This is a genomic window from Streptomyces sp. NPDC056734, assembly GCF_042790455.1.
GTDB lineage: Bacteria > Actinomycetota > Actinomycetes > Streptomycetales > Streptomycetaceae > Streptomyces.
This window is the reverse complement of the sequence record NZ_JBHTZD010000027.1, coordinates 62,778-86,725: the sequence shown is the minus strand read 5'-3', so window position 1 is coordinate 86,725 and position 23,948 is coordinate 62,778. Positions and strand designations below refer to the sequence as shown.

Annotated in this window: 14 protein-coding genes; 5 read left to right on the top strand and 9 right to left on the bottom strand. The window is 73.0% G+C overall.

Going from position 1 to position 23,948, the window contains the following annotated elements:
* Nucleotides 1-241: 241 nt before the first annotated feature.
* From ACFRFC_RS32340 to ACFRFC_RS32320, 5 genes are all read right to left on the bottom strand, one after another.
* Complete coding sequence (locus tag ACFRFC_RS32340) at nucleotides 242-844, bottom strand: ATP/GTP-binding protein (protein WP_382693031.1); 603 nt, start codon at nucleotides 842-844, stop codon at nucleotides 242-244.
* Nucleotides 825-4,481, bottom strand: coding sequence for a hydantoinase B/oxoprolinase family protein (locus tag ACFRFC_RS32335; RefSeq protein ID WP_382693032.1), 3,657 nt, complete (start codon nucleotides 4,479-4,481; stop codon nucleotides 825-827). The genes ACFRFC_RS32340 and ACFRFC_RS32335 overlap by 20 nt, the downstream gene beginning before the upstream one ends.
* Before the next feature lie 414 nt (nucleotides 4,482-4,895).
* Entirely contained in the window at nucleotides 4,896-5,291 is a 396-nt protein-coding gene (locus ACFRFC_RS32330) for a DUF742 domain-containing protein (protein WP_382693033.1), read from the bottom strand.
* A gap of 9 nt (nucleotides 5,292-5,300) precedes the next feature.
* Entirely contained in the window at nucleotides 5,301-5,738 is a 438-nt protein-coding gene (locus ACFRFC_RS32325; protein ID WP_382693035.1) for a roadblock/LC7 domain-containing protein, read from the bottom strand.
* A complete protein-coding gene (locus tag ACFRFC_RS32320; protein ID WP_382693037.1) occupies nucleotides 5,735-8,725 on the bottom strand; it encodes a nitrate- and nitrite sensing domain-containing protein in 2,991 nt (996 codons plus the stop codon). Before ACFRFC_RS32320 ends, ACFRFC_RS32325 begins: the two co-directional genes overlap by 4 nt.
* A 616-nt stretch (nucleotides 8,726-9,341) precedes the next feature.
* Here ACFRFC_RS32320 and ACFRFC_RS32315 point away from each other — a divergent pair.
* Nucleotides 9,342-9,839, top strand: coding sequence for a hypothetical protein (locus ACFRFC_RS32315; RefSeq protein WP_382693039.1), 498 nt, complete (start codon nucleotides 9,342-9,344; stop codon nucleotides 9,837-9,839).
* Between the two features lie 1,564 nt (nucleotides 9,840-11,403).
* Complete coding sequence (gene solA, locus ACFRFC_RS32310; protein WP_382693063.1) at nucleotides 11,404-12,516, top strand: N-methyl-L-tryptophan oxidase; 1,113 nt, start codon at nucleotides 11,404-11,406, stop codon at nucleotides 12,514-12,516.
* Nucleotides 12,517-12,675: 159 nt separating this feature from the next.
* On the opposite strand, the gene ACFRFC_RS32305 is transcribed toward solA, so the two are convergent.
* The 4 genes from ACFRFC_RS32305 to ACFRFC_RS32290 all read right to left on the bottom strand — a co-directional run bounded on the left by ACFRFC_RS32305 (nucleotide 12,676) and on the right by ACFRFC_RS32290 (nucleotide 21,387).
* On the bottom strand, nucleotides 12,676-17,511 hold the full coding sequence (locus tag ACFRFC_RS32305; RefSeq protein ID WP_382693040.1) for a hypothetical protein: 4,836 nt from the start codon (nucleotides 17,509-17,511) through the stop codon (nucleotides 12,676-12,678).
* Between the two features lie 140 nt (nucleotides 17,512-17,651).
* Nucleotides 17,652-18,533 carry a hypothetical protein gene (locus ACFRFC_RS32300; protein ID WP_382693041.1) on the bottom strand — a complete coding sequence of 294 codons (882 nt, stop codon included), beginning with the start codon at nucleotides 18,531-18,533 and terminating at the stop codon, nucleotides 17,652-17,654.
* Between the two features lie 112 nt (nucleotides 18,534-18,645).
* Nucleotides 18,646-20,172, bottom strand: a complete 1,527-nt coding sequence (locus tag ACFRFC_RS32295; RefSeq protein WP_382693043.1) for a hypothetical protein — start codon at nucleotides 20,170-20,172, stop codon at nucleotides 18,646-18,648.
* 519 nt (nucleotides 20,173-20,691) lie between these two features.
* Nucleotides 20,692-21,387, bottom strand: a complete 696-nt coding sequence (locus tag ACFRFC_RS32290; RefSeq protein WP_382693044.1) for a GntR family transcriptional regulator — start codon at nucleotides 21,385-21,387, stop codon at nucleotides 20,692-20,694.
* Between the two features lie 241 nt (nucleotides 21,388-21,628).
* On the opposite strand from ACFRFC_RS32290, the gene ACFRFC_RS32285 reads away from it, so the two are divergent.
* From ACFRFC_RS32285 to ACFRFC_RS32275, 3 genes are read left to right on the top strand one after another with little or no spacing between them, the layout of a single operon-like run.
* A complete protein-coding gene (locus tag ACFRFC_RS32285) occupies nucleotides 21,629-22,387 on the top strand; it encodes a LamB/YcsF family protein (RefSeq protein WP_382693065.1) in 759 nt (252 codons plus the stop codon).
* Nucleotides 22,384-23,001, top strand: a complete 618-nt coding sequence (locus ACFRFC_RS32280; protein WP_382693046.1) for an allophanate hydrolase subunit 1 — start codon at nucleotides 22,384-22,386, stop codon at nucleotides 22,999-23,001. Before ACFRFC_RS32285 ends, ACFRFC_RS32280 begins: the two co-directional genes overlap by 4 nt.
* The gene (locus ACFRFC_RS32275; protein ID WP_382693047.1) at nucleotides 22,998-23,873 is read left to right on the top strand and encodes a biotin-dependent carboxyltransferase family protein; all 876 of its coding nucleotides are present in this window, start codon (nucleotides 22,998-23,000) and stop codon (nucleotides 23,871-23,873) included. Before ACFRFC_RS32280 ends, ACFRFC_RS32275 begins: the two co-directional genes overlap by 4 nt.
* Nucleotides 23,874-23,948 lie beyond the last annotated feature (75 nt).

Genomic DNA, 23,948 nt, shown 5'->3' with positions numbered 1-23,948 from the left:
GCCCCTGTTGGGTCGGGACACCGTGAATGGCACCCGAGGGGCCCGGCGTCCCTCCGAGGCGGTGTGCGGGCCCTCTGGGGCCATCCGTCACGGATAGCGGCGGGGCCTTGGCGGTCTGAGGCCCGGCGGACGCCTCCGGTGTCAGGAGGAGGGCCAGGGAGGGTGAGGCAGTGGCCTGTGCTCCGGTCGGCGGGGGTACGGATCGCGCGCGTTGTGGCCATTGCCGACGGTGGAGATGGGTTCAGGTGGTTGCCTTCTGGCGGCGCTCCGCCGCGGATGTCATGGCGTGTTGGACGACGCCCACGAGGACCTCCTTGACGGATTCCCGGTCGCGCGCGTCGCACAGGACGAGCGGGACGTGGTCGTCCAGGTCGATTGCCTGGCGGACGGCGTCGTCCGGGTAACGGGAGGCGCCCTCGAAGCAGTTGACGCCGACGACGAACGGGATGGAGCGGCGTTCGAAGTAGTCGACGGCGGCGAAGCAGTCATCCAGGCGGCGCGTGTCGGCCAGGACGACCGCGCCGAGCGCCCCCTCGGACAGTTCGTCCCACATGAACCAGAACCGCTCCTGGCCGGGTGTGCCGAAGAGGTACAGCACGAGGTCCTCGCGCAGGGTGATGCGCCCGAAGTCCATGGCGACGGTCGTGGTGTGCTTGCCCTCGACGCCGCTGAGGTCGTCGACCGGGCGGCCCGCCTCGGTGAGCAGTTCCTCGGTACGCAGCGGCCTGATCTCGCTGACCGCGCCGACCAGGGTGGTCTTGCCCACGCCGAAGCCGCCGGCCACGAGGATCTTGAGCGTGACGGGCCCGACCGGCTTGCCGCGCTCAGATCGCCCGAACTCCATCGGTCTCTTCTCCTGCTCGAAGGGGGTCGGTCGGCGGTGGCCCGTAGCCTCCGCCGCCGGGGGTTTCGATGACGAGTACGTCGCCGGGACCGACGTCCGTGGCGTCGCTGGCGCCGAGTGCGGTGACGGTGCCGTCCGCGCGCTCCACGCGGTTGGCGCCCAGTCTGCCGGGCGCGCCGCCGTTCATGCCGTACGGGGGCACCCTGCGGTGCTGGGACAGGGTGGAGACGGTCATGGGCTCACGGAAGCGGATCCGGCGTACGGCACCGTCCCCGCCACGCCAGCGGCCGGCCCCGCCGCTGCCCCGGCGCACCGTGAACTCGTCCAGGAGCACGGGAAGCCGCCATTCCAGGATTTCCGGGTCGGTGAGCCGTGAGTTGGTCATATGGGTCTGTACGACGTCGGCGCCGCGGAAGCCGTCGCCGGCGCCGGATCCGGAGGCGACGGTCTCGTAGTACTGGTGGCGCGCGTTGCCGAAGGTGACGTTGTTCATGGTGCCGGAGCCCTCCGCCTGGACGCCGAGGGCAGCATAGAGGGCGCCCGTGATCGATTGGGAGGTCTCGACGTTGCCCGCGACGACGGCGGCGGGCGGCGCGGGTGCGAGCAGGGAGCCCGGCGGCACGATGATCCTGAGGGGGCGCAGACAGCCGTCGTTGAGCGGGATGTCGTCGGCGACGAGGGTGCGGAAGACGTAGAGAACGGCCGCGTTGACGACCGCATAGGGGGCGTTGAAGTTCGTGGCCAGCTGTGCGGAGGTGCCGCTGAAGTCGATGGTCGCGGAGCGGTTCTCCCGGTCGACGCGGACCTGGACGCGGATGATCGCGCCGGAGTCGGTCTCGTACGCGTACGCGCCTTCGGCAAGGGTGTCGATGACGCGGCGCACGGCGTCCTCGGCGTTGTCCTGGACGTGCCGCATGTATGCCTGGACGACGTCGAGGCCGAAGTCGTCGATCATGCGGGCGACTTCGTCGACGCCTCTGCGGTTGGCGGCGATCTGGGCGCGCAGGTCGGCGAGGTTGGTCGCGGGGTTGCGGGACGGGTAGGGGCCCTGGGTGAGCAGGCGGAGGGTCTCCTGCTCGCGGAAGCGGCCGTTCTCGGCGAGCAGCCAGTTGTCGAAGAGGACGCCTTCTTCGTCGATGGTGGTGCTGCCGGCCGGCATGGAGCCGGGGGCGATGCCACCGATCTCGGCGTGGTGGCCGCGGGAGGCGACGTAGAAGAGAATCCGGTCACTGTGCGTGGCGTCCGTCCCGGTGGGGCCGAAGACCGGGGTGATCACGGTGACGTCGGGCAGGTGGGTGCCGCCGTGGTACGGGTCATTGACCGCGTAGGTGTCGCCGGGCCGCATGCCGGAGCCGCGGCGGTGGATGACCTCTTTGACGCTGGTGCCCATGGAGCCCAGGTGGACGGGGATGTGGGGGGCGTTGGCCACCAGGTTCCCGTCGGGGTCGAAGAGGGCGCAGGAGAAGTCCAGCCGTTCCTTGATGTTGACGGACTGGGCCGTGGACTCCAGCCGGGCGCCCATCTGTTCGGCGATGGACATGAAGAGATTGTTGAAGACCTCCAGCAGAACCGGGTCGGCTTCTGTGTCGAGAGCGGAACTCTGTGTGATCGCCGCGCGTTCCATGACCAGATGCCCGTCGTGGCGCGCCGCGGCCCGCCAGCCGTCGTCCACGACGGTCGTCGCGCCGGACTCGGTGATGATCGCCGGGCCGGTGACGGTCTCGCCGGGAGGCAGTGCCTCGCGGCGGTACAGGGGTACGTCGCGCCAGGCGCCGCCGGTGTGGAGGCGGACGGTGTCGGGTGGGGCGCGGTGGCCTTCGTACGGGGCGAGGGCCGAGAGATCGGGGGGTTCGGTGATTCCGGTGGCTTCGACGGAGAGTGCTTCGACGACGATCGGGCGGTCGAGCGTGAAGGAGTACGTGGCGCGATGACGTTCTTCGAACGCCTGCCGCATGGTGGTGGGCTCGGTGAGCGGGACGGTGAGGGTGGTGTCGGTGCCGTCGTAGCGGAGCTGGGCGCGGCGGACGGCCTCGATGCGGTCCTCGGGGACGTCCTCCGCGCGGAGTTCGGCGCGGGCCACCTGCTCCAGGTTGTCGGCCGTCTCGCGGATGCCGGGCATGGCGGCGGGTTCCAGGGGCGCTTCGACGGACCGCTCGCGCATGGCGGTGGTGTCGGCGAGTCCGATGCCCAGCGCGGACAGCACTCCGGCCATGGGAGGGACCAGGACGGTACGGATGCCGAGCGACTCGGCGACCCGGCAGGCGTGCTGACCGCCGGCGCCGCCAAAGGTGGTGAGCGCGTAGCGGGTGACGTCGTGGCCCTTCTGGACGGAGATCCGCTTCACCGCGTTGGCGATGTTGGCCACGGCGATCTGAAGGTAGCCCTCGGCAACCTGCTCGGGGGTGCGGGCGTCGCCGGTGGTCCCGCGGATCTCGCGGGCGAGGCCGGTGAAGCGTGCACGGACCAGGGCCTCGTCGAGGGGCTGGTCGCCGTCGGGGCCGAACACGCGCGGGAAGTGGGCGGGCTGGATCCGGCCGAGCATGACATTGGCGTCGGTGACGGTGAGCGGGCCGCCGCTCCGGTAGCAGGCGGGGCCCGGGTCCGCGCCCGCCGAGTCCGGCCCTACGCGGTAGCGGGAGCCGTCGAAGTGGAGGATCGAGCCACCGCCGGCGGCGACGGTGTGGATGTCGAGCATGGGTGCGCGCAGCCGGACGCCGGCGAGCTGTGTGGTGAAGACGCGTTCGTATGCGCCCGTGTGGTGCGAGACGTCGGTGGAGGTGCCCCCCATGTCGAAGCCGATCACCCGGTCGAACCCGGCGAGTCGCGACATGCGCGCCATGCCGACGATGCCCCCGGCGGGCCCGGACAGGATGGCGTCCTTGCCGCGGAACTGCCCGGCCTCGGCGAGGCCGCCGTTGGACTGCATGAACATCAGGCGTACGCCGTGGAGTTGGTCGGCGATCTGGCGGACGTAGCGGCGCAGTACGGGCGAGAGGTAGGCGTCGACGACGGTGGTGTCTCCGCGCGGGATCAGTTTCATCAGCGGGCTGACCTCGCTGGACAGCGAGATCTGCGGGAAGCCGATTCGGGCGGCCAGCTCGCCGATGGCCTGTTCGTGGGCGGGATGGAGGTGGCTGTGCAGACAGACCACGGCGATCGCCCGGATGCCGTCCTCGTGGGCCCGGCGCAGGGGCGCGGCCAGGGCCTCCAGGTCGGGGGCGCGCAGGACGGTGCCGTCGGCGGTGATGCGCTCGTCGACCTCGATGACGCGTTCGTGGAGCAGCTCGGGGAGTTCGATGCGGCGGGCGAAGATGCTGGGGCGGTTCTGGTAGGCGATGCGCAGGGCGTCGCGGAAGCCGCGGGTGATGACCAGCAGGGTGCGCTCGCCCTTGCGTTCGAGCAGGGCGTTGGTGGCGACGGTGGTGCCCATGCGGACGGACTCGATGGGGTCGTCGGAGCCGTCCAGCAGGGCCTGGACGCCCGCGACGGCGGCGTCCGCGTAGCGCGCCGGGTTGTCGGAGAGCAGCTTGTGCGTGAGGAGGCTGCCGTCGGGGCGGCGGGCGACGATGTCCGTGAAGGTGCCGCCCCGGTCGACCCAGAACTGCCAGCCCGTCGTCACCTTCGTCTCCCCGGTCACGCTGCTCGGCACCCTCCGTGCGGGCCGCAGGTCGCAGGGTTGCGGAGGATTGTCGACGATCGGTCGAATCTTATCGGCAGGGGTGGGAAGGTGCCTGTTTCACCGGACGTGGTGGCGGGTGCCGGGATTGCGCCGGGTGGGGGGAACGGGGGGCTGTGCCCGTGCGCGGGCGCGGGCCTTGCGGGAGGCGAGGGCCTGGCAGGGGGCGAGGGCCTGGCGGAGGGCCGTGGGGTCTGCCGGTGCCGGTACGGGCGCGTGGGGGGTGCGCCGGTCGGTGAGGGTGCGCTCGGTGGGCCGGTTCCGGCCGGTGGTAGTGGGCGTAGGTGCCGGTGGAGGCGGAACGGAGGGGCGGCGCACCGGGCGGGTTCCCGCCGCCGGGCGGGTGGGGGCGGGCGGAAACCTCGGGGTGGCCGGTCAGAGCGCCCGGAGGCCGTTGATCACGTCGCGCAGGACGCTTTCGTCGGGCAGTTCGGCCGGGGGCACAGGGCGGTTCACATGGACGAGGTCGCTGTCCACGAGGTCGCCGACGAGGACCCGTACGACCCCGATGGGCAGATCGAGTTCGGCGGCGAGTTCGGCGACCGACTGCGGGGCGTCGCGGCACAGGTCGACGATGTCCACGTGTTCCGGGGACAGCGAACCGTCGGTCTCCGCGTCGTCCGCCCGCGGTTCCGCGACGACCACCGCGATCAGATCGAGGCGGTGCTGGGCGGCGTGCCGGGTACGCCCGCGGGTCATCGCGTACGGGCGGACGACCGGTCCCGCCTCGTCGTCGAACCAGTGGCTTCTGGCCTCACCGTCTGCGCTCATGTCATCCCACTACCCGCCCGAGGGCGGATCGGTACGCGGAGCGGCGCCGAGATGTGCGCCGACCCGCTTGACCAGCAGCGTCATCTCGTAGGCGACCTGGCCGACGTCGGAGTCGGCGTCGGAGAGCACGGCCAGGCAGCTGCCGTCGCCGGCCGCGGTGACGAACAGGAAGGCGTCGTCCAGCTCGACGACCGTCTGCCGTACGCTGCCGGCGTCGAAGTGGCGGCCGACGCCCTTGGCGAGGCTGTGGAAGCCGGAGGCGACGGCCGCGAGGTGTTCGCCGTCCTCGCGGGTCAGGTCCTTGGACACGCCGGTCGCCAGGCCGTCCCCGGAGAGGACGACGGCCTTGTGGATGCTTGCGACGCGGTCCACCAGCTCGTCGAGGAGCCAGTTCAGCTCGCCCGACTTGTCGCTCGCGGAGTGGCCGGTCGCCTTCGGTGCGGTCATCGACCGTCCCCCTTTGTCGTTCCTTGTGGTGCGGTGCCGCTCTGGGTCTCGTCACCCGCGGCGTTCTCCTCACGGCCACGCTGCCAGCCGCGCTGGAGCGAGGCCATGCGGCTGCGGACCTCATCGGCGTCCCGCTCGTCAGGTGCGACGGGGGTCTCGGTACGCCGCGCGGGAGTGTTCTTCAGCTGCCGGGCCAGATTGGCCTGCCGGACGCGGCGGGGCAGGGCGCCCGTCGCGAGGCGGGAGCCGTCGGGGTCGTCGCCGGGTGCGCCGGTGACTTGGGGACGGTCCGTGCCGCGGGTGCGGTCCGTGCCGCGGAGTTCGTCGGGGCCGCGGCGTCCGTCCGGGGTGCCGGGTCCCCCGGGAGCCGTGCCGGAGGGTTTGGTCGTGCCTTGCGGGGCGGTGGCTTCTCGGGGGTGGCGGTGCAGGGTGGGGGCGCCGGACGGCGGCTCGGCATCGGGGCGGAAAGCACCCTCGCGCGGCTCGGCGGCACCGTCGAAGGAACCGTCGCGCTGGTCGGCGCCGCCGACGCCGCTCATGGATGCGGTAGGTCCCGTGGTGCGGCGGGCGGGGCCCGCGTCCCGGCGTCGGGTCGACAAAGGTGCGGTCGGGTCCTCGGGGCCGGGGCGGGCGGCGGGCGGGGAGGTGTCGTCCTCGGTCTGGCGGCGCTGGCGCTGGTCGGTGACCGGGCGACCGTGCGAGCTGACGAGCTTGGGGGTCTGGCGGCGAGGCAGCGGGACCGGGGCACCGGCGGTGTCGCCGGCGCCGTCCTGGTCCTTGGCACCGCGCGTGCCCGGCACCGTGCCGGACGCGCGGGCGGTGGCGTCGGTGATGCCGTCGTCGGTGAGGAAGCGGCGGGAGCGGAAGATGCCGCCGTGTTCGCCGTCCTCGTCGTCGAGCATGCCGGGGAAGTGTGCGATGGCATCGAGATCGACGGGGGCCTCCAGTTCGACAGGGCCGTCGAGGAGGGAGGCGGGCAGACCGGGGAGCTGGACCGGCATCGGGGACAGGGCGGTGTGATGGCCGCTCTCGGACCGGGTGTCCTTGGCGGGGCGGGGCCGGTCGAGACGGAAGCCGGTGCCGTTGGTGTCGGGCACATCGTCCGTGAGCAGGGCGTCGGGGATGAAGACGACGGCGGTGGTGCCACCGTAGGGGGAGGGTTGCAGGGAGACGCGTACGTTCTGGCGCTGCGCCAGCCGGCTGACGACGAACAGGCCGAGGCGGTCGGTGTCGGAGAGTTCGAACTCGGGGGTCTCCGCGAGCCGCAGATTGGCGTCCAGGAGTGCCTCGGCCGCCATGCCGAGCCCGCGGTCGTGGATCTCCAGGGTGAAGCCGTTGGCCACCCGTTCACCGACGACCTGGACAGCGGTGTGCGGCGGGGAGAACACCGTGGCGTTCTCCAGGAGTTCGGCGACCAGGTGGGTGAGGTCGGCGACGGTGGGGCCGGTGACGGCGGTGCGGGGCAGCCGGCGGACCTCGATGCGCTCGTAGTCCTCGACCTCGGCGACGGCCGCGCGGACCACGTCCATGAGCTGGATGGGTTTGCGCCACTGCCGGGAGGGCGCGGCACCGGAGAGGATGACGAGGCCCTCGGCGTGGCGGCGCATGCGGGTGGTGAGGTGGTCGAGGCGGAAGAGATCGGCGAGTTCCTCGGTGTCCTCGGTGCGGCGTTCCATGGTGTCGAGAAGGGTGAGCTGCTTGTGCAGCAGGACCTGGCTGCGGCGGGCGAGGTTGACGAAGACCTCGGAGACACCGGAGCGCAGTTCGGCCTGTTTCACGGCGGCCTCGACGGCGGCCCGCTGGAGGGTGTTGAGGGCCTGGCCGACCTCGCCCATCTCGTTGCGGTCGTACTCCAGGCGCGGGACCTCGGTCTCCACGTCGACCTGTTCGCCGGTGGACAGCCGGCGCATCACGCTGGGCAGCCGGACGCCGGACGCCTCGTGCGCGTCCAGGCGCAGCTGGCGCAGGTCGCGGATGAGGCCGCGACCGATCCGGACGGACACGATGAGGGAGAGCAGCAGCGCGGCCAGGCCGAGGGCGGCGGAGAAGACGACGCGGACGATGACGCCGGTGGCGATCGGGCGGACGCGGTCCTGGTAGCGGTCGGACGCCTGGTCGTTGAGAGTGCCGAGCTGGTCGAGGACCTTTCCGGCCGCCTCGTCCCAGTCGCTCGCGTCGACGTTGCGGGGGGTGCCGGAGCCGGAGGCGAGCGCGGACTCCTCGGCGACGCGCAGCGGGGCGGTGTCGGCGTTCTTCCAGAAGCGGTCGTAACGGTCGCGGTCGGCGGTGGGCAGCAGCGGGAGATTGACGTCGTACATCAGGTTCCGCTGGGCGACGAGGTCGGTGATGTCACGGATCTCGGCGTCCGAGAGGCTGCCGACGACGAGGGCGGAGCCGAGCAAGGCGTCTTCGCGGGCGAGGAGTTCGCGGGCGCGGGAGAGGCCGACGAGTGCGCGGTACTGCTTGTCGAGTTCGACGTCCTCGACCGTGTGGAGGTTGGTGAGCAGGGTGTAGCAGGGGTCGATCAGCCGGTTGTACAGGTCGAGGGCCTGGCTGCGGTTGACGGTGCCGTCCTCGACGCTGCGGCGCAGGGACCAGATGCCGTCGAAGGCTTCGAGGACGGCGGTGAGACGTTCGCCGGTGGCGGTACCCATGTCGTCGCGGTGGTCGGGGTCGCCGGCGTTCTTGCGCAGTTCCGCCACGGCCTCGTCGGTGGCGGCCTGGGTGCGGCGCAGGGCGGCGAGGCCGTCGGAGTCGCGGGGGTCGGCGAGGTGGACAAGGGTCTGGCGGCGCTCCTGTTGCAGGACGCGCACGGTGTCCTCGGTCGGATAGCCGACGTCCTCGACCACGGACGACGCGGTGAACAGGCCGCTCGCCTCCTGGCCCGTGAGCACCATGCCGAAGGCCCACAACGCGGTCATGGAGACCAAGGGCACGAGCAGCAGCGCCACGATCTTCCTGCGGATGGACTTCCCGCGAAAGCGCATGGCCTCCCCCAGCGACAACCCCCACCGGCAGGGGGTGCACAAGTACGTCTACAAACGGCGCGAGCCTACTACCGACACACAGGTAACTCGAAGAGCTGTCCGGAGGCCGAACGGCCGCCGTTGCGACAAGCCGGGACAAGACGGGGGGAGTTGTCCGGTCATTGCGGGAGATTGTGTCCAACTGGGCAGAGTTCACCGCAGGGATCGGGACGCCACTGTGACATCCGGTATTGGCCGGAAGTTTTCGATGCACGGGAATCTTCGGGGCGGCTCGTTCGTCCTTCTCTATGGGAAATGGGGGCGGAATCGGCCACACGAGCCGCATGCCGCACCCTGGCGGCGTAAATCAGCCCAAGCCGGGCAGCCACTGTGGGGGCGGGGTCTTCGGACCGGGCGGGCGGTCGGCGAGGCGGTGGGGAGTGACACGATGATGGGCACGGCGCAGCGGCACGAGGCGCCCCGGGAGGGCTCGGGGGAAACGGCCCGGAGTCCGCGCGGTGGGGTGCGGATTCCGGATCAGGGTATTCCGGTGGGGACGGGGGCGGACGTGATCTCGAGCGGATATGCGGAGACGATCACACGGGTCGGCACGGCCGACGCTGAGGCGAGCGCGGGTATGAGTGTGAGTGCGGGTGTGAATACGGGTGCGGGTGCGGGTGTGAACAGGGCGGTGAGTGCCGGTGAGCGAGCTGCCCCGCTCCCCGGGGTGGAGGCGCAGGTCGGCTACCGGCCGTTGTGGGTCGAGGAGCCCGCGAAGCGCCGCCGGCTGCCCGACCCGGTGCGGACCTCGGCCGTGCGGGCGGTGCTGATCATCTCGGTGACGCTGATACAGGCCATGGTGACCGTCCTGTCCACGCTGGCGGAGTCGTGGCTGGCGTTCCCGATGGTCATCAGCACCGTGGTCAGCACGGTCGTGGCGACCTGGAGCGTGCTGGACGTATGGGTGACCCGCCAGGTCTGGTACCAGCGCAACGGCGTGGTCTCCGCGCCCAGCAGCACCGCGCGCAGCCTGCGCCGGGAGCGGCGGCGGGCCCGCCGTCAGGCACGGGCGGCTGCGCGCTCACAGGAACGGATACGCAGGCCCGGGAATGCCGGGCGGCTGTCACATCCCTGAGCGAGTCCTTTCGCTTCGCGTCCTTCCAGTGCTCGACTCCGTTGGGGGTGCGCCCTTAGGCGGCCCCGGGGGGGGTCGGAGGGGCTGTGCTTTCGCATCGCCTTGGGTGGAGTCTCCGGGGGTACGGCGCGGCACGGCACGCTGCCTCGTCGACTGTGCGGAATCCGGGTCCGAGGGGGCCTTTCTCGACGGTGACCCGGTGGGTGCGGACGGGGTGGCGGAGGGGGAGGTACGGCAGTGCAGGGTCGTCTCCGGCGGGCGAGGTGCGGCCTCTGATCGACGGTCGGGCAGCGGGCGGGGGTCGTCGGATGTGGGCCTTGCAAGCTTGCAGATGTGCTGGCTACGCGGGGGGGGGTGCGGCCACGGCGCTTGAGAAGGGTCCGCTGGGGGCGCCCGGTGGGTCGAGGGCGCAGGCGCCGGGGTTGGTGATCCAGCTTCCACGCTCCCGGGGACGGGATCGCCCGTATCGCCCGTGCTCTGCTCGCTGGCGCGGGGGCAGCGGGGGCGGGCCGTGCGGAGGGGCCCGACCTGGTTTCGGAGAGGGACACGGTCACCGGGATCGGGCAGGAGGGCGGTCGTGTCGCCTGCCTCGTGACCGATCGTGGTGCATTTTCGGCCGATCATGTCGTCTCCGCTGCCGGTTTATGGGGGCCGGTGATCGGACGGATGGTGGGAGTGGACGTGGAGGAAGGGTTCAACGGCGTAGTTCCTTCACGCCGGACGGGGTGCCGGTGCTCGGGGAGTCGTGGGTGGGGTGGGGGTCTGGCTGGCGGAGGCGGTGTGGGTGACGCACTCCGCGAGGGTGGGCAGGGCGGTGGCCGAGTGGGTCGTGGGCGGGCGGCCGTCGAGGGGCGGTGCACGAGTGCGACTCATGCGGCTTGAGGAGGCGAAGCGTTTCCGGGCGTTTGTGCGGGAGTGAGGCGCTCGGCAGTTCGTGGAGGTGTACGACGTTCTCCTCAACAGCCTCCGGCCAGAAGCCCGGCGCGGTCACCTCCAGGCTGCCCCCGGACCACCGGCGGCATCCGTTCTGACCTCACCGGCGCCCGGCTCGGCGCCGACCGGTTCAGATCGGTGCCGACCCCCTCTCCGGTCTCGACCGGCTCCTGCGGCACGCCCGCGAGGATGTGGCGGGTCTCGGACGTCGCCGCCCTGCGGCTGTCGTACGTCGGTGAACCAGGCTGGGCGCTATGCATCGCTGCCGATCAGGGCGTCGTCCTCGGCAAGGAGCCGCGGTGCGTCGGCGGTGCCCCGGCCGGGTACGTGGCCAGCGCCTCGTACAGCTCATCACTCGGGCGCCTTCGCGTCTGTGCCTGGCTGCCCACTTTGCCCGCCGGGGCGTCCGTGCGCGTCGCGTACTTGGGTGAGAAGGCCCCGGTGACCGGCCCGAGGAGCCGCTGTTCGATCCTGGGATGACGCGCATCCGCCGCCGGCCGGTCCAGGCAGCGGGCGATGTGCCTCCGTGACCAAGCAAGGAGACCTCTTGATCCGCGCATACGCCCAGTCCCCTGCCTTCGGCCGCCGTCTCTCTCCGACCTATGACGTCATCGTCATCGGGCTCGGCGGTATGGGCAGTGCCGCCGCGCATCACCTCTCGGCGCGGGGCGCCCGGGTACTCGGGCTGGAGAAGTTCGGGCCGGTGCACCGGCGCGGCTCCAGTCATGGCGGTTCGCGCATCACCCGGCAGTCGTACTTCGAGGATCCGGCGTACGTGCCGCTGCTGCTGCGCGCGTACGAGCTGTACGAGGAGGTGGCTCGGGCGACCGGGCGGGAGATCGCGATCCTCGGTGGGGGTGTGATGATCGGGCGCCCGGAGTGTCGTACCGTCGCCGGGTCGTTGCGGTCGGCGCGGGAGTGGGGGCTGCCGCACGAGATGCTGGACGCGAAGGAGATCCGCCGCCGGTTTCCGACGCTCACGCCGCGGGACGACGAGGTGGCGCTGTTCGAGCGCCGGGCGGGGCTGCTGCGCCCCGAGAGCACCGTCGCCGCGCATCTCCAGCTCGCCACCCGGCAGGGTGCCGACCTGCACTTCGAGGAACCGGTGACGCGCTGGGAGCCGTACCGGGACGGCGTGCGGGTGCACACCGCCGAGAACACCTACACCGCGGGGCGCTTGGTGATCTGCCCCGGTGCTTGGGCGCCTCGGCTGCTCGCCGACCTCGGGGTGCCGATCACCGTGGAGCGGCAGGTCATGTACTGGTTCCAGCCCCGGCAGGGCATCGGGCCCTTCCTGCCCGAGCGGCATCCGATCTACATCTGGGAGGACCCGGCCGGCGCCCAGGCCTACGGCTTCCCTGCGATCGACGGCCCCCGCCTGGGCGCCAAGGTCGCCTTCTTCCGCAAGGGTGGGGTCACCACCCCCGAGACCATCGACCGGAATGTCCACGAGGACGAGATCCAGGCCATGGCCGACCATATGGCCGACCGGATCCCGGACCTCCCCGGCACCTTCCTCAAGGCCGCCACCTGCATGTACTCCACCACTCCCGATGAGCACTTCGTGATCGCCCAGCACCCCGCGCACCCGGAGTCGGTCACCGTGGCCTGCGGGTTCTCCGGGCATGGCTTCAAGTTCGTGCCGGTGGTCGGCGAGATCCTCGCCGATCTCGCGCTCGACGGCATCACCGAGCATCCGATCGGTCTCTTCGACCCCGCGCGTTTCGGTACCGCGCGCACCTGACGGCACCGGCGTCCGCCCTCGCCGTCCGGTCAACCCTGTCCCCGTCCAAGGGCCGACCCATGCCCCGTGATGTACGGCTTCGACACTGCCTCGTCGCTCGGCGAGGAGGCTGGCGGGCTGGCGCTGCTGCTCGCGCTGATGGGCAGTTCCCCGCGCCCCTTACGAGGCCGGCGCCGGGCGTTTGTACATTCTCGTTGCCGTGATCTCGCTGTGGACCGTGTCCCCCGCCTCCGGCCGCTGTGGCAGGCCCGGCCGCAAGTGCTCCTCCACGCTGATGTACTTCAGTCCCGCTCTGAGGTCGGCGTCATTGCGCAGGCGGATGACCAGGGGGAACTCGGCCAGCGCGGTGGTGTCGAAGAGCCCTGTCGTGTAGAGCAGCTGCACGCCCAGGGCGTCGGACACCGCGCGCTGAAGCTCCAGCAGATAGGTCGCGTTGGCGCGGCCGATCGGATTGTCCAGGAACAGCGTCCCGGCGTGGCGGTGCTTGTCGCGGCCCCGGTCGTTGCTGCGCAGCGCGGCCATGGTGCAGTACAGCGCGATGGCGGCGGTGAGGAGCTGGCCGCCCGAGAAGACGTCCCCCATCTGCCCCACGGGCACCCGCTCGGCGCGCAGCACGGCGTCCGGCTTGAGGATCTCGACGGCGATGTCCTTGGGCCGCAGGGCGGCGGCGACCCCTCTCAGCAGCAGGGACATGCCGTCCCTGCGCAGGTCGGAGTTCTTCCTCACCGCCGCGCGGGTCGCCTCGTCGATGACCTCGCCCAGGCGCTCGGTGAGGGTCGCCTGGTCCGGCTCCTCGAAGCGGATCCGCAGGAACTCCTGCCCGGACCACTCCCCCAGCCCCTCCGGCAGCCGGGACAGCCGCTGGGCCGAACGCAGGGTCGCCAGGGCGGACTCGACCAGCCCGCGCAGCCGGTCCACGATCGAGTCGCGGTTGCGCTCCAGCTGGGCGAGTTCGTCGGTGAGGACCCGCAGCCGGGGCGCGAACGCGTCCGCCCACTTCTGCGCGTGCTCCGGCAGCGCGGCGGCGGGCAACTCCCGGATCTGCTGGCGCGCGGGAGTGCGCACCTGCTCGTAGCGCGTGGAATTGGCGTGTCGTACGAGGATGTCGCTCGCCTCGCGCACGGCGGTCTCGGCGGCCGAGAGATCGGCGGCGCAGCCGCGCAGCGAGCGGCGGGCCTCGGTCGCGGAGTGCCGGGCCTCCTCCAGGCCGCCGGGGTAGGGCTCGGGCTCGTCCCGCTCCTCGTCGCCGGCGGGCTCGCGCAGCAGGTCGCGCAGCAGGGCCGCGGTCTCGTCGAAGCCGGCCGCCCCGTCCTCGGCGGCCCGGTGGGTGTCCAGCAGTTCGGCGTGCGCGGCGCGGGACTCGGTGAGCGCCCCGGTGCGCGCGGCGAGTTCGGCGCCGGCGGTACGCAGCAGCGCCTGGGCGTGCTCGGCGTCGCGCGGGAGCAGTTCCCCGGGCAGCTCGGTGTGCGCCTCGCCGTCCTCCGGGGCGTGGCGTTCGGCCTCGCCGCGCAGCCGTCCGAGCTGCTCGCTCGCGCTGGACACGCGGGTCTCCAGGAGCTGCACCAGCTCGTCCGCCCGTGCGACGGCGGCCTGCCGGGACGGTCCGTCGGAGCCGTCGGGCGACTTCAGGAGCTGCTCCGCGCGCGTGCGCACCTTGTTGCTGAGCCGGTCCAGGTCGCTGCGTGCCGCGCTCTCGTCGCTCTCCGCGCGGGCCTGCTCGGCCCGCAGGTCGGCGCCGACCCCGACCTTCTCGTACAGCTGTGACGCGGCCCGGTACGCCTCCCGCAGCGCGGGCAGCGCCGTCTCGGGCGGGTCGGTGTCGTCGTCCGGTACGTCGTCGGGGGCGCCCGCGATCTCCGAGCGCTCGGCGCGCAGGGTGCGGGCGGTACGGCGGGTGTCGTCGGCGGCGCGCTGGGCGGCGCGGCGGTCCTCGTCGGCGGCCCGCGCGCGTTCCAGACAGCTCTGGGCGCGGGCCTCGGACTCGGTGGCCTCGTCGGCGAGTTCGCGCAGCTTGACCTGCCAGCCGGCCCGTTCGCGCAGCCGGAAGGCGAGCCCGGCGAGGGCGTCGGCGGCGCGGCGTGCCTTCTGGGCGGTCTCCTGGCGCTCCTCGCGGACCTGGGCGGCCTCGGCGGCGGCCTCCTCGGCCTCCGCCCGCGCGGTACGGGCCTCGGCCAGCTCGGCCTCGGCCTCCTGGGCGAACGCCCGCGTGTCCACGGCGGCCCGCGCCAGCTCGGTGAGCCGTCCGGCGGGGCAGCCGGTGCGCCAGGACGCCAGGCGGGCGGCCAGTTCGCGGTCCTTGCCGAGCCGGGCGGCGAGGGCCCGGATCTCCTCGTCCCGCGTGGTGGCACGCGCGCGGAGTGTCTGCCGCTCCTCGTCGGCGGCGTGCTCGTCGTGCATGGCGGGGTTGGGCGGGACGAGGAAGACGGCGTCGTCCCCGTCGGCGTGCGGGGGCGGGGTCGGGGCGAGCAGGGCGGCGGCCGTGCCGACGGCGACCGTGGACCGGGGCAGCAGCGCGGCCTCGGCGAGCGTCTCGCGGGCGCGCGCGTGGGACGCCGGGTCGGTGATGATGACGCCGTCCACCAGCTCGGGCCGGGCGGCCAGCACGCGCGCGTGGTCGGCGGGGTCGACGGCCTGCGCGAGATAGCGCCAGCCGGGCAGCGCGGGGATGCCGTGCTCGCCCAGGTACTCGACGGTGGCCAGCACGTCGGGGCCGGGCGGCAGCAGTCCGCCGTCGCCGAGCGCGCCGAGGATGCGGGAGTCGTCGGCGGCGGCGGTCCGCAGCTCGAAGAGCTGCCGCTCGGCGGAGGAGACGGCGTCGTCCAGGAGGGTGCGCAGTTCGTCGGCGAAGCGGTCGAGTTCCTCGGCAGTGAGGGCGTCTGGGGGGAAGGGGCGGGTGGGGGTGACGGTCGAGGGGGTGACGCCGGTGCCCTTGGCGGTGTTGGGGGTGGTGGCGCTGGTGCCCGTGGCGGGGCCGGTGGTGGCTGCCTTCGTGCCCTGGGCGCGGCCGGCCGTGCCCGTCGCCGTGTCGCCACGGCCCGCGCCGCCGCGGCTCTCCGCCCCGGTACGCGGGCCGGGTACACCACCCGAACCCGAACCCCCTCCCGCGCCTCCGGTGCCGGCGCCTGTTCCCGGCCCGGCTGGCGCCCCGGACCCGGGCAGGCTCAGCAGCTCCGCCAGCCGCTCCTCGGCCGCCAGTGACTCGGCGAGGCGCCGCTCGGCCTCGTACGACCGTTCCGCCGCCGTCGCCGCGTCCGCCGCGCGGGCGGCGGTCAGTTCGGCGCGGGATTCGGCGGACGCCGTCTCGCGCGCGTGCTCGCTCGCCCGGCGGGACGCCTCGCGCGCGATGTCCCAGGCGGCGACCGCCGACTTCTCGGCGTCACTGGCGGCGAGCGCCGCGCGGGCCGGGTCGGCGTCGGGGGCGCTGTCGTCGAGCCAGCCCGCGCGGACGGCCTCGGCGGTCTCCTGCTCGACCTCGGTGAGCCGCTGCCGCAGATGCCCGACCTCGCTGCGGGCGCGCTGGGCGTCCGTCGCCGCGGCGGTGGAGTCCCGGTGGGCGGCCTCCCCGGCCTCCTGGAGGGCGGCGGACCGCTCCTCCTCCTCGTTGGCGAGCGTCTCGGCCCGCTCCGCCGCCGCGTGCAGGGCGCGTACGAGATCCACGGCGGCCCGGGTGCGGGCGGCGAGGGCGGGGGCGGCGTCGCGCTCGGCCTCCTGGATCGCGGCGGCGACGCGCGCGACGCGGTCGGCGGCGGCCCGGTGGCGCAGTACGGCCTCGGCGGCCTGCCAGGCGGAGTGCAGGGTGCGCGCGTCGGCCAGTTCGCGTTTCTGCGCGGCGGCGGACTTCTCGGCGGCGGCGAGCGCCAGGGAGGCGTGCCGGTAGGCGAGTTCGGCGGTGATCAGGGCGCTGCGCTCGCGGGCGCTCTCGGCGTGGGTGACGGCGTGGGCGGCGGCCGTGACCCGCTGGGCGAGATCGGCGGCCCTGGCCCGCTCCTGGCCGCCGCGCGCGGACAGGCGCCGGGCGAGCGTACGGGTGCGGCGCTCGGCCCCGGTGTGGATGTCCCGCGCGCGGGAACGGCTGTGGGCGGCCTCGACGATCCGTCCGAGCAGGTCGGCGGAACCGGCGGTGAAGTCCCGTTCGGCCATCAGTTCGGCGCGGCGGCCCAGTTTGTTGCCGAAGCCGCTGACCAGGTCGGCGAGTCCGTCGGTGTCGCGGGTGTCGGTGACCGCGCGCAGCAGCAGATCGGTGAAGTCGGAGTCCTTCTTGACGGCGAAGAGGCCGGCGGCCTCGCCCTCGTCGGCGTTCATCTCCCGTTGGTAGCGGAAGAGTTCGGGGTCGAGGCCGAGGTCGCCGAGGTGCTCGGTCCAGCGCTCGTGGATCTCCTCCCAGTGCGCCTCCAGGTGCGGGTACGCCCTCCCGGCCTCGGTGAACGCGTCGCGGAAGCCCTTCATGGTGCGGCGGCGGCCCTGTGCGCCCGAGGCGCCGTCGACGGGCGGGCGCACGGCGGTGGCCTCGGCGACCGGCAGATTGTCCAGGGTGAGCCCGGGTCCGGGCCGGAAGGAGTACCACGCCTCGGCGAACTTGCGCGGGTCGTTGGAGACCTGCCGGCCGCGCCATTCGCTGACCTTGCCGACGACCACGCATTCGCCGGTGAGTACGTGCTGCCACTCCAACGCCACGTGTCCGCAGTCGTCGGCGAGCAGGAACTTGCGCAGCACGCCGGAGCTGGCGCCGCCGAGGGTGTTGCGGTGGCCCGGCAGCATCACGGAGAAGATCAGCTTCAGCAGGACGGACTTGCCGCCGCCGTTCTCCAGGAAGAGCACCCCGGCGGGAGCGGGGCGGCGCGGGGGGCCGACCGGCTCCGCCTCGAAGAACTCCGCCTGTGTGGGCGCGGGGTCGGGCACGACGGCACCCACTCCGCGCAGGTCCAGCACGGTGTCGGCGTAGCGCGCACCGGCCGGCCCGATGGAGTAGAGGCGGACCCGGGACAGCTCGTACATGGCGGACTCTCGTAAGTCTTCGTCAGTTCGAGGACTGACGTCTGGATCAGCTGGATCAGGGGGTGTTCAGTGCTGGGTTGAGGGTTGGTCGCGGGGTTCGGGACTGGGCGCTGAGGGAGGCTTGAGAAGTGGCGCGGGGTTCAGGCGTGGAACGGCAGTCCGGCGTCGGCCACCAGTTCCAGGTCGTCGCCGTCCTCCCCGGGCAGCAGGGTCGCGGTGCCGTCGGTCACCGGGACCACGCCCAGGTCGAGCAGTTCGGCCATCGCCGCGCTGCCGGCCAGGTCGCGGACCTGCAATTGGTAGCGGGCGGTGGTGCGGTACGTGCCGCCGTGGTCGTCGCCGGTGCGCTGGAGGAAGCCGGAGTCGGTGAGGAAGGAGACGGCCTTGCCGATGATGCCGGTGGTGGAACCGGCGAGCCGGCGGGCGTCCTTGGTGGCGCCGGTGGCGCTGCGTCTCGCCCAGATCCGCCAGGCTGCCTCCAGGCCCGGCGCGTCCGTCTCCGGGTCGGTGTTCTCGCCCTGGTCCCCGGCCCGTTCCTCCAGTCTGCGGCACGCCTGGCGGACGAACGCGTCGACGCCGTTGACGGAGACCCGGCCGATGTAGCCGTCGTCGGCGAGGTCCTCGGGGCGCGGGAACGCCAGCGCGGCGACGGCGAGATGGGCCAGGCCGTGCAGGAAGCGGTCGCCGGAGTCGGCGGACGTGCGGCGCGCGTAGTCGCCCATGCGGACCGCGAAGAGCGAGTCCTCGGCGGCCGTCACCGCCATGCCCGCGCGCGGGGACACCTCCAGCACGATCAGCCCCAGGCCGGTGGCCACCGCGTCGGCGAGCCGGGCGAAGGGCGGGTCGTCGCGGTAGCGCCGCAGCAGTTCCGCGTACTCCTGGTCGCGCGCGGGCTGGGTCTTGGGCTGGAGCCCGAACGCCACGAGCCGTGCCGCGTCGGCGGCGTCGGCGGGCGTGACGGGCGCGGGAGCCTGCGTCACACCGCCGGTCTCCGGCTCGCTCCGGTCGGCGTACTCGCTCACGGTCGGGACTCCTTCGGCTTCTGATGGACAAGGGGCGGCACAACGCCCTCGGGGGCACGGGGAACCGCGCGATCGACCGCCCGCGACCCGCGCCCGCCCACCGGCGAAACCATTACGCGGCCTCCGTCCGGTCGGCGGCCATTCCGGCCGCGTCCAGCAGCGCGGTCCCCACGATGAGGTCCGCGCCCCCGAACTCGTGGTCGTCCAGCTCGGTTCCGTCGTCCACGGCGAACAGCAGCTTCTCCTCGCCCTGCCGGTAGGCGGTGCCCACGGCCGGGCTGGCCGCGTGGACCGCCATCAAAGCGACCAAGTAGGGCAGATCGGGGTCGACGCGCCGGGCCTCGGCCAGCAGCCCGGAAAGTCTGCGCGGTGCGTCGGCCGGGAGATCCAGCAGGGCGGTCGCCGCCACCAGTTGCTCCTCGCTGAACCGGCTGTCGTCCGGCGTGGCGATGAGATCCGGCTCGGGCATCTCGGCGCCGAGGTGCTCGCGCTCGACGGGCGGGGTGAACAGCAGGTCGACGAGGTCGGCCACCCGCACGGACACGGGCGTGCGCAGGCCGGTGCCGCGCCGGAAGAACGCGTCCGTGACCCGTACCGCGCTCTCCAGGGGCAGCGGCAGCACCGGGGCGACGAGTTGGCCGTACAGGTCCATTCCCGCGACCGAGGCCGACGGGGCGAACGCCTGCCGGTCCTGCTCGGCGCGGAACAGCGGGCCGGCCTCCAGCAGCCGGGACTGGAGCTGGGTGTGGCGGCGGATGCAGTCCTTGACGATGTCGACCAGCTCGGCCGCGCGGCGCTTCTGCTCGGGGTCCTCGGACTCGTCGCGGGCGCGGCGGATGTTGGTGAGGATCGCGTTCTCGTGGCGGTAGCGGTCGGCCACGTGGTCGAGGGCCTCGGCGATCATGTCGGGGACGGCGGAGAGCCAGTCCACCGCGCGGACGTTGCGCCGGGTGGCGTCCAGGGCGCGGCGCAGGGACTCGGAGTACTGCACGGTCCGGTAGCGGGCCTGTTCGGCGGCGAGCTGGGCGTCCGCGAGACGGCCCCGGTTGATCAGAACCTCCAGCTTGACCTCGGCGGCGATCTGGGCGCTGGTGACATCGGTGTCGAGGGCGCCGACCAGGACGTTGACCGCCTCGTCCGCCGTACGGAGGTAGACGCTGCCGCCGGGACCTGGCACCTCCTCGATCAGCTTGAAGTCGTAGTCCCGGCGGACATAGGTGCCGTCCGGGGCGAAGGTGCCGTACACCGCGCGGAATCCGCGGTCCACGCTGCCGACGTTGATCAGGTTCTCCAGGACCCAGCGGGCCACCCGCTCGTGCTCGGCGACCGGGCGGCGGGGGGCCTGGGCGGCGATGCGGGGGATCAGCCGGGCCACCACCTGGTCGTGGTCGGCGCCGGTGTCGAAGTCCATGGTGAGTGTGACGAGGTCGATGGCGGCGAGGGCGACCTCGGCCATGCCGTACACCGAGTACTCACCCGCGAGGTTGGCCTTGCGCGCGTCCAGGTCGTGCAGGGGGGCGGTGCAGGCGAGGGCGCGCAGGCGGCGGGCCAGGCCCTCGTCGGCCGCGGGGCCGACGGCGGGCCGCGGGCCCGTGCTGAGCTGGGGCGGAGCGGTGTCCGGTGATGCGGGTGAAGTCACGATGCACAGATTAGGTGGTGGGTCTGACAACGGGTGCGGTCCGCTGGGGGTGGCGGGGGGACGGGGGGTGGGGAGAGGGGTTCCGTTGCGTGCCGGGTGCGGGTTGTTGGGGGGTGTTCGCGCAGTTCCCCGCGCCCCTAAGGGGGGTGTCCGTGGGGCTGCGACGGGAGGTGCCGAAGGGGGGCCGTTGCATGTCGAGTGCGGGTTGTCGGGGGTTGCTCGCGCAGTTCCCCGCGCCCCTGAGGGGGTGTGCGTGGGCCTGCGACGGGAGGTGCCAAAAGGGGGGTTCCGTTGCATGTCGAGTGCGGGTTGTCGGGGGTTGCTCGCGCAGTTCCCCGCGCCCCTGAGGGGGTGTGCGTGGGCCTGCGACGGGAGGTGCCGAAAGGGGGCCGTTGCATGTCGAGTGCGGGTTTGTGGGGGGTGCTCGCGCAGTTCCCCGCGCCCCTGGGGGGAGTGGGCGGCGGGTCTCTCGTGTGGTTTTCGGTGTTTCTCAGGGGCTGCCTCGGTCGTCGGTGGTCCTCAGGGCGTGCCCGTTACTCTGCGTTCGTAGACCTTGACCACTCTGGTCAGGGAGTCCTCCAGGTAGGCGGCCAGGAGGCGTTCCGCCTTTGTCCGCTCGCCGGCCGTCAGGGTGCGCAGGATCTGTTCGTTCCTGGCCAGGTACGGCTCGTGCAGTGCGCGGGAGTCGTCCACCACGTGGAACGCCAGGCGCAGTTCGGCGAAGACGCTGCGCATCAGCTCATTCGTGCGTTCGCTGCCCGCGAGGGCGACCAGTTCGCGGTGGAAGTGGATGTTGGCCGTGCCCAGCTCTTTCCAGGCACCCTCGCGCGAGGCCCGCTGCCCCTCGGCGACCGCCTCGGCGAGCCCGGTCACGTCGTACGGCGGCTCCCCGAGGCCGCGCACTACGGCGCACTCGACGAGTCCGCGGGTGCGGTAGATGTCCTCGACGTCCTCGACCGTCAGGACCCGCACGAAGACGCCCCGGTTCAGCTCGTGGATCAGCAGGCGTTCATGCGTGAGCAGGCGGAACGCCTCGCGCAGGGTGTTGCGGGAGACGCCGAGCGCGCCGCCGATGCCGTCCTCGGACAGTCGCGTGCCGGGCGGGAAGAAGCCATCGGCGATGCGGCTTCTGAGGATGTCCGAGACCCGTTCCGCGGTGCTGGTGCGCCCGAGGAGCGCGCGGTCGTCGGCCAGTCCCGTCAGCTGCTCTGCCATGCCCGGAATTCAATCGCAGATACCAGAACGAGACAACGTGGGTATTGAGGGATCGTTCAACGATCCTCTATCTTGCTGCGGACGGCTCCGTCCCGTACCCGAGGCGGAGCACGACCCCGACGACCCCCACCGCCAGGCCCCGCCGACCCGCACCACCCGCCAGAGCGACCAGCACCACCACGCCCGACAAGGAGTTGTGCGCGCACATGACCCCGAGCCACACGAGTACGCGATGACCGCCATGACCGCGATAGATCTCAACGCCGATCTCGGCGAGGGCTTCGGCCGCTGGCGGCTGACCGAGGACGAACAGCTGCTGTCCGTCGTCACCAGCGCCAACGTGGCCTGTGGCTTCCACGCCGGGGACGCGGTGACCATGCGCCGGGTGTGCGAGCAGGCCGCCGCGCGCGGGGTGGTGATCGGCGCCCAGGTCTCCTACCGGGACCTCGCCGGGTTCGGGAGGCGCGCGATGGACGTGCCGCCCGCCGAGCTGGCCGCCGAGGTGGCCTACCAGATCGGCGCCCTGGAGGTGTTCGCGCGGGCCGCGGGCGCCCGCGTGGCGTACGTCAAACCGCACGGCGCGCTCTACAACCGCGTAGTGCACGACGAGGAGCAGGCCGCCGCCGTGGTGGACGGCGTGCTCCTCGCCGACCCCGCGCTGCCCGTCCTGGGGCTGCCCGGCTCGCGCCTCCTGGAGCTGGCCGCGAAGGCGGGGCTGCCGGCCGTCACGGAGGCGTTCGCCGACCGCGCGTACACCGAGCGGGGCACGCTCGTCCCGCGCGGGCAGGAGGGCGCGGTGGTCACCGACCCGGAGGCCGTGGTGGAGCGCTCGCTGGGCCTGGCCCGCACGGGCACGGTCGTCGCGCTCACCGGCGTACCCATCGGCGTGCGCGCACGCTCGCTGTGCCTGCACGGCGACACGCCCGGTGCGGTGGACCTGGCCCGGCGGGTGAGGCGACGCCTGGAGGAGTCCGGCGTGCGGGTGGAGGCGTTCATATGAGGGTGCTCCCGGTCGGCTCGGACGCGCTGCTCGTCGAGGTCGGCTCGGACGAGGAGGCGCAGTCGCTCCACGCCGAACTGCTGCGCCGCCGCGCGGAGGGCGCACTGGCGGTGCGCGAGATCGTGCCCGCCGCGCGGACGGTCCTCCTGGACGGCCTCGCCGACCCGTCCCGTCTGGCCGCCGAGCTGAGCGGCACCGCCCTGCCGCCGACTCCTCCACGCGCGCGGGTGACCGTCGAACTCCCCGTGCGCTACGACGGCCCCGACCTCGCCGAGGTCGCCGCGCGCTGGGGAGTCCCCGCGCGCGAGGTGGCCCGTATCCACGCGGCGACCGAGTTCCGCGTCGCCTTCTGCGGGTTCGCCCCCGGCTTCGGCTATCTGACCGGGCTGCCGGCCCGCTACGGCACGCCGCGCCGGGACACGCCCCGTACGGCCGTCCCGGCGGGGTCGGTGGGCCTGGCGGGGCCGTACACGGGCGTGTACCCGCGTTCCTCGCCGGGCGGCTGGCAACTCATCGGGACGACCGATGCCGTGCTGTGGGACCACGCGCGCGTGCCTGCCGCCCTGTTGTCGCCGGGCACGCGCGTGCGGTTCGTTCCGGTGGCCGCACCATGACGGACCGCGCGCTCTCCGTCGTACGGGCCGGGGCGCTCACCACCGTGCAGGACCTGGGCCGTCCGGGTCACGCGCACCTGGGCGTGCCGCGCTCGGGCGCCCTCGACCCGCCGGCGGCGGCCCTCGTCAACCGCCTGGTCGGCAACCCCGTCGACGCGGCGGTCCTGGAGACCACGCTCAACGGCTGCGCCCTGCGCCCGCGTCGCCCGCTCACCGTCGCGGTCGGCGGTGCCCCCTGCCCCGTATCGGTGGACGGCCGTCCGGCGGCCTGGGGAGCGCCCGTACGGGTCCCCGCCGGGGCGCTCCTGGAGGTCGGCCCGGCCGTCGCGGGCGTCCGCGGTTACGTCGGGGTCGCCGGCGGCATCGCCGTGGAACCGGTCCTCGGCAGCCGCTCGACGGACCTGCTCTCCGGCCTCGGGCCACCGCCCCTGACGGACGGCACGGTCCTCCCCCTGGGCGCGGTGACCGCCCCTTACGCGCGCGTGGACGTTGCCCCCCAGCCGCGGCCCCCCGCCGAACTGGTCCTGCGTCTCACCCTCGGCCCCCGCCACGACTGGTTCACCCCCGAGGCCCTGCGCACCCTCACCACGCGCGCGTACCGCGTGTCCCCCGCGAGCAACCGCATAGGGCTGCGCACGGAAGGCCCCGCCCTGGAGCGCGCGATCCCCGGCGAACTCCCCAGCGAGGGCCTGGTCCTGGGCTCGGTCCAGGTCCCCCCGGACGGCCGCCCGGTGATCTTCCTCGCCGACCACCCGACCACGGGCGGCTACCCCGTGATCGCGGTGGTCGCCAGCGCGGATCTCCCGGCGACGGCCCAGGCCCGCCCTGGAACCCCGATCCACTTCACCCTGACGACACGCCGATGTCCTTAGGAGGCCGGGAAACGTCGAAAGGAGCTTCGGAAAGAGCGGGGACCTTCAGTCCGACCTCACAGCAACACCCTCACA

Bases quoted from the DNA above. Each gene is read 5' to 3' on its own strand.
- ACFRFC_RS32340 (WP_382693031.1), bottom strand. From the start codon at position 844: ATGGAGTTCGGGCGATCTGAGCGCGGCAAGCCGGTCGGGCCCGTCACG.
- ACFRFC_RS32330 (WP_382693033.1), bottom strand. From the start codon at position 5,291: ATGAGCGCAGACGGTGAGGCCAGAAGCCACTGGTTCGACGACGAGGCG.
- ACFRFC_RS32325 (WP_382693035.1), bottom strand. From the start codon at position 5,738: ATGACCGCACCGAAGGCGACCGGCCACTCCGCGAGCGACAAGTCGGGC.
- ACFRFC_RS32320 (WP_382693037.1), bottom strand. From the start codon at position 8,725: ATGCGCTTTCGCGGGAAGTCCATCCGCAGGAAGATCGTGGCGCTGCTG.
- ACFRFC_RS32315 (WP_382693039.1), top strand. From the start codon at position 9,342: ATGAGTGTGAGTGCGGGTGTGAATACGGGTGCGGGTGCGGGTGTGAAC.
- solA (WP_382693063.1), top strand. From the start codon at position 11,404: ATGGGCAGTGCCGCCGCGCATCACCTCTCGGCGCGGGGCGCCCGGGTA.
- ACFRFC_RS32305 (WP_382693040.1), bottom strand. From the start codon at position 17,511: ATGTACGAGCTGTCCCGGGTCCGCCTCTACTCCATCGGGCCGGCCGGT.
- ACFRFC_RS32290 (WP_382693044.1), bottom strand. From the start codon at position 21,387: ATGGCAGAGCAGCTGACGGGACTGGCCGACGACCGCGCGCTCCTCGGG.
- ACFRFC_RS32285 (WP_382693065.1), top strand. From the start codon at position 21,629: ATGACCGCGATAGATCTCAACGCCGATCTCGGCGAGGGCTTCGGCCGC.
- ACFRFC_RS32280 (WP_382693046.1), top strand. From the start codon at position 22,384: ATGAGGGTGCTCCCGGTCGGCTCGGACGCGCTGCTCGTCGAGGTCGGC.
- ACFRFC_RS32275 (WP_382693047.1), top strand. From the start codon at position 22,998: ATGACGGACCGCGCGCTCTCCGTCGTACGGGCCGGGGCGCTCACCACC.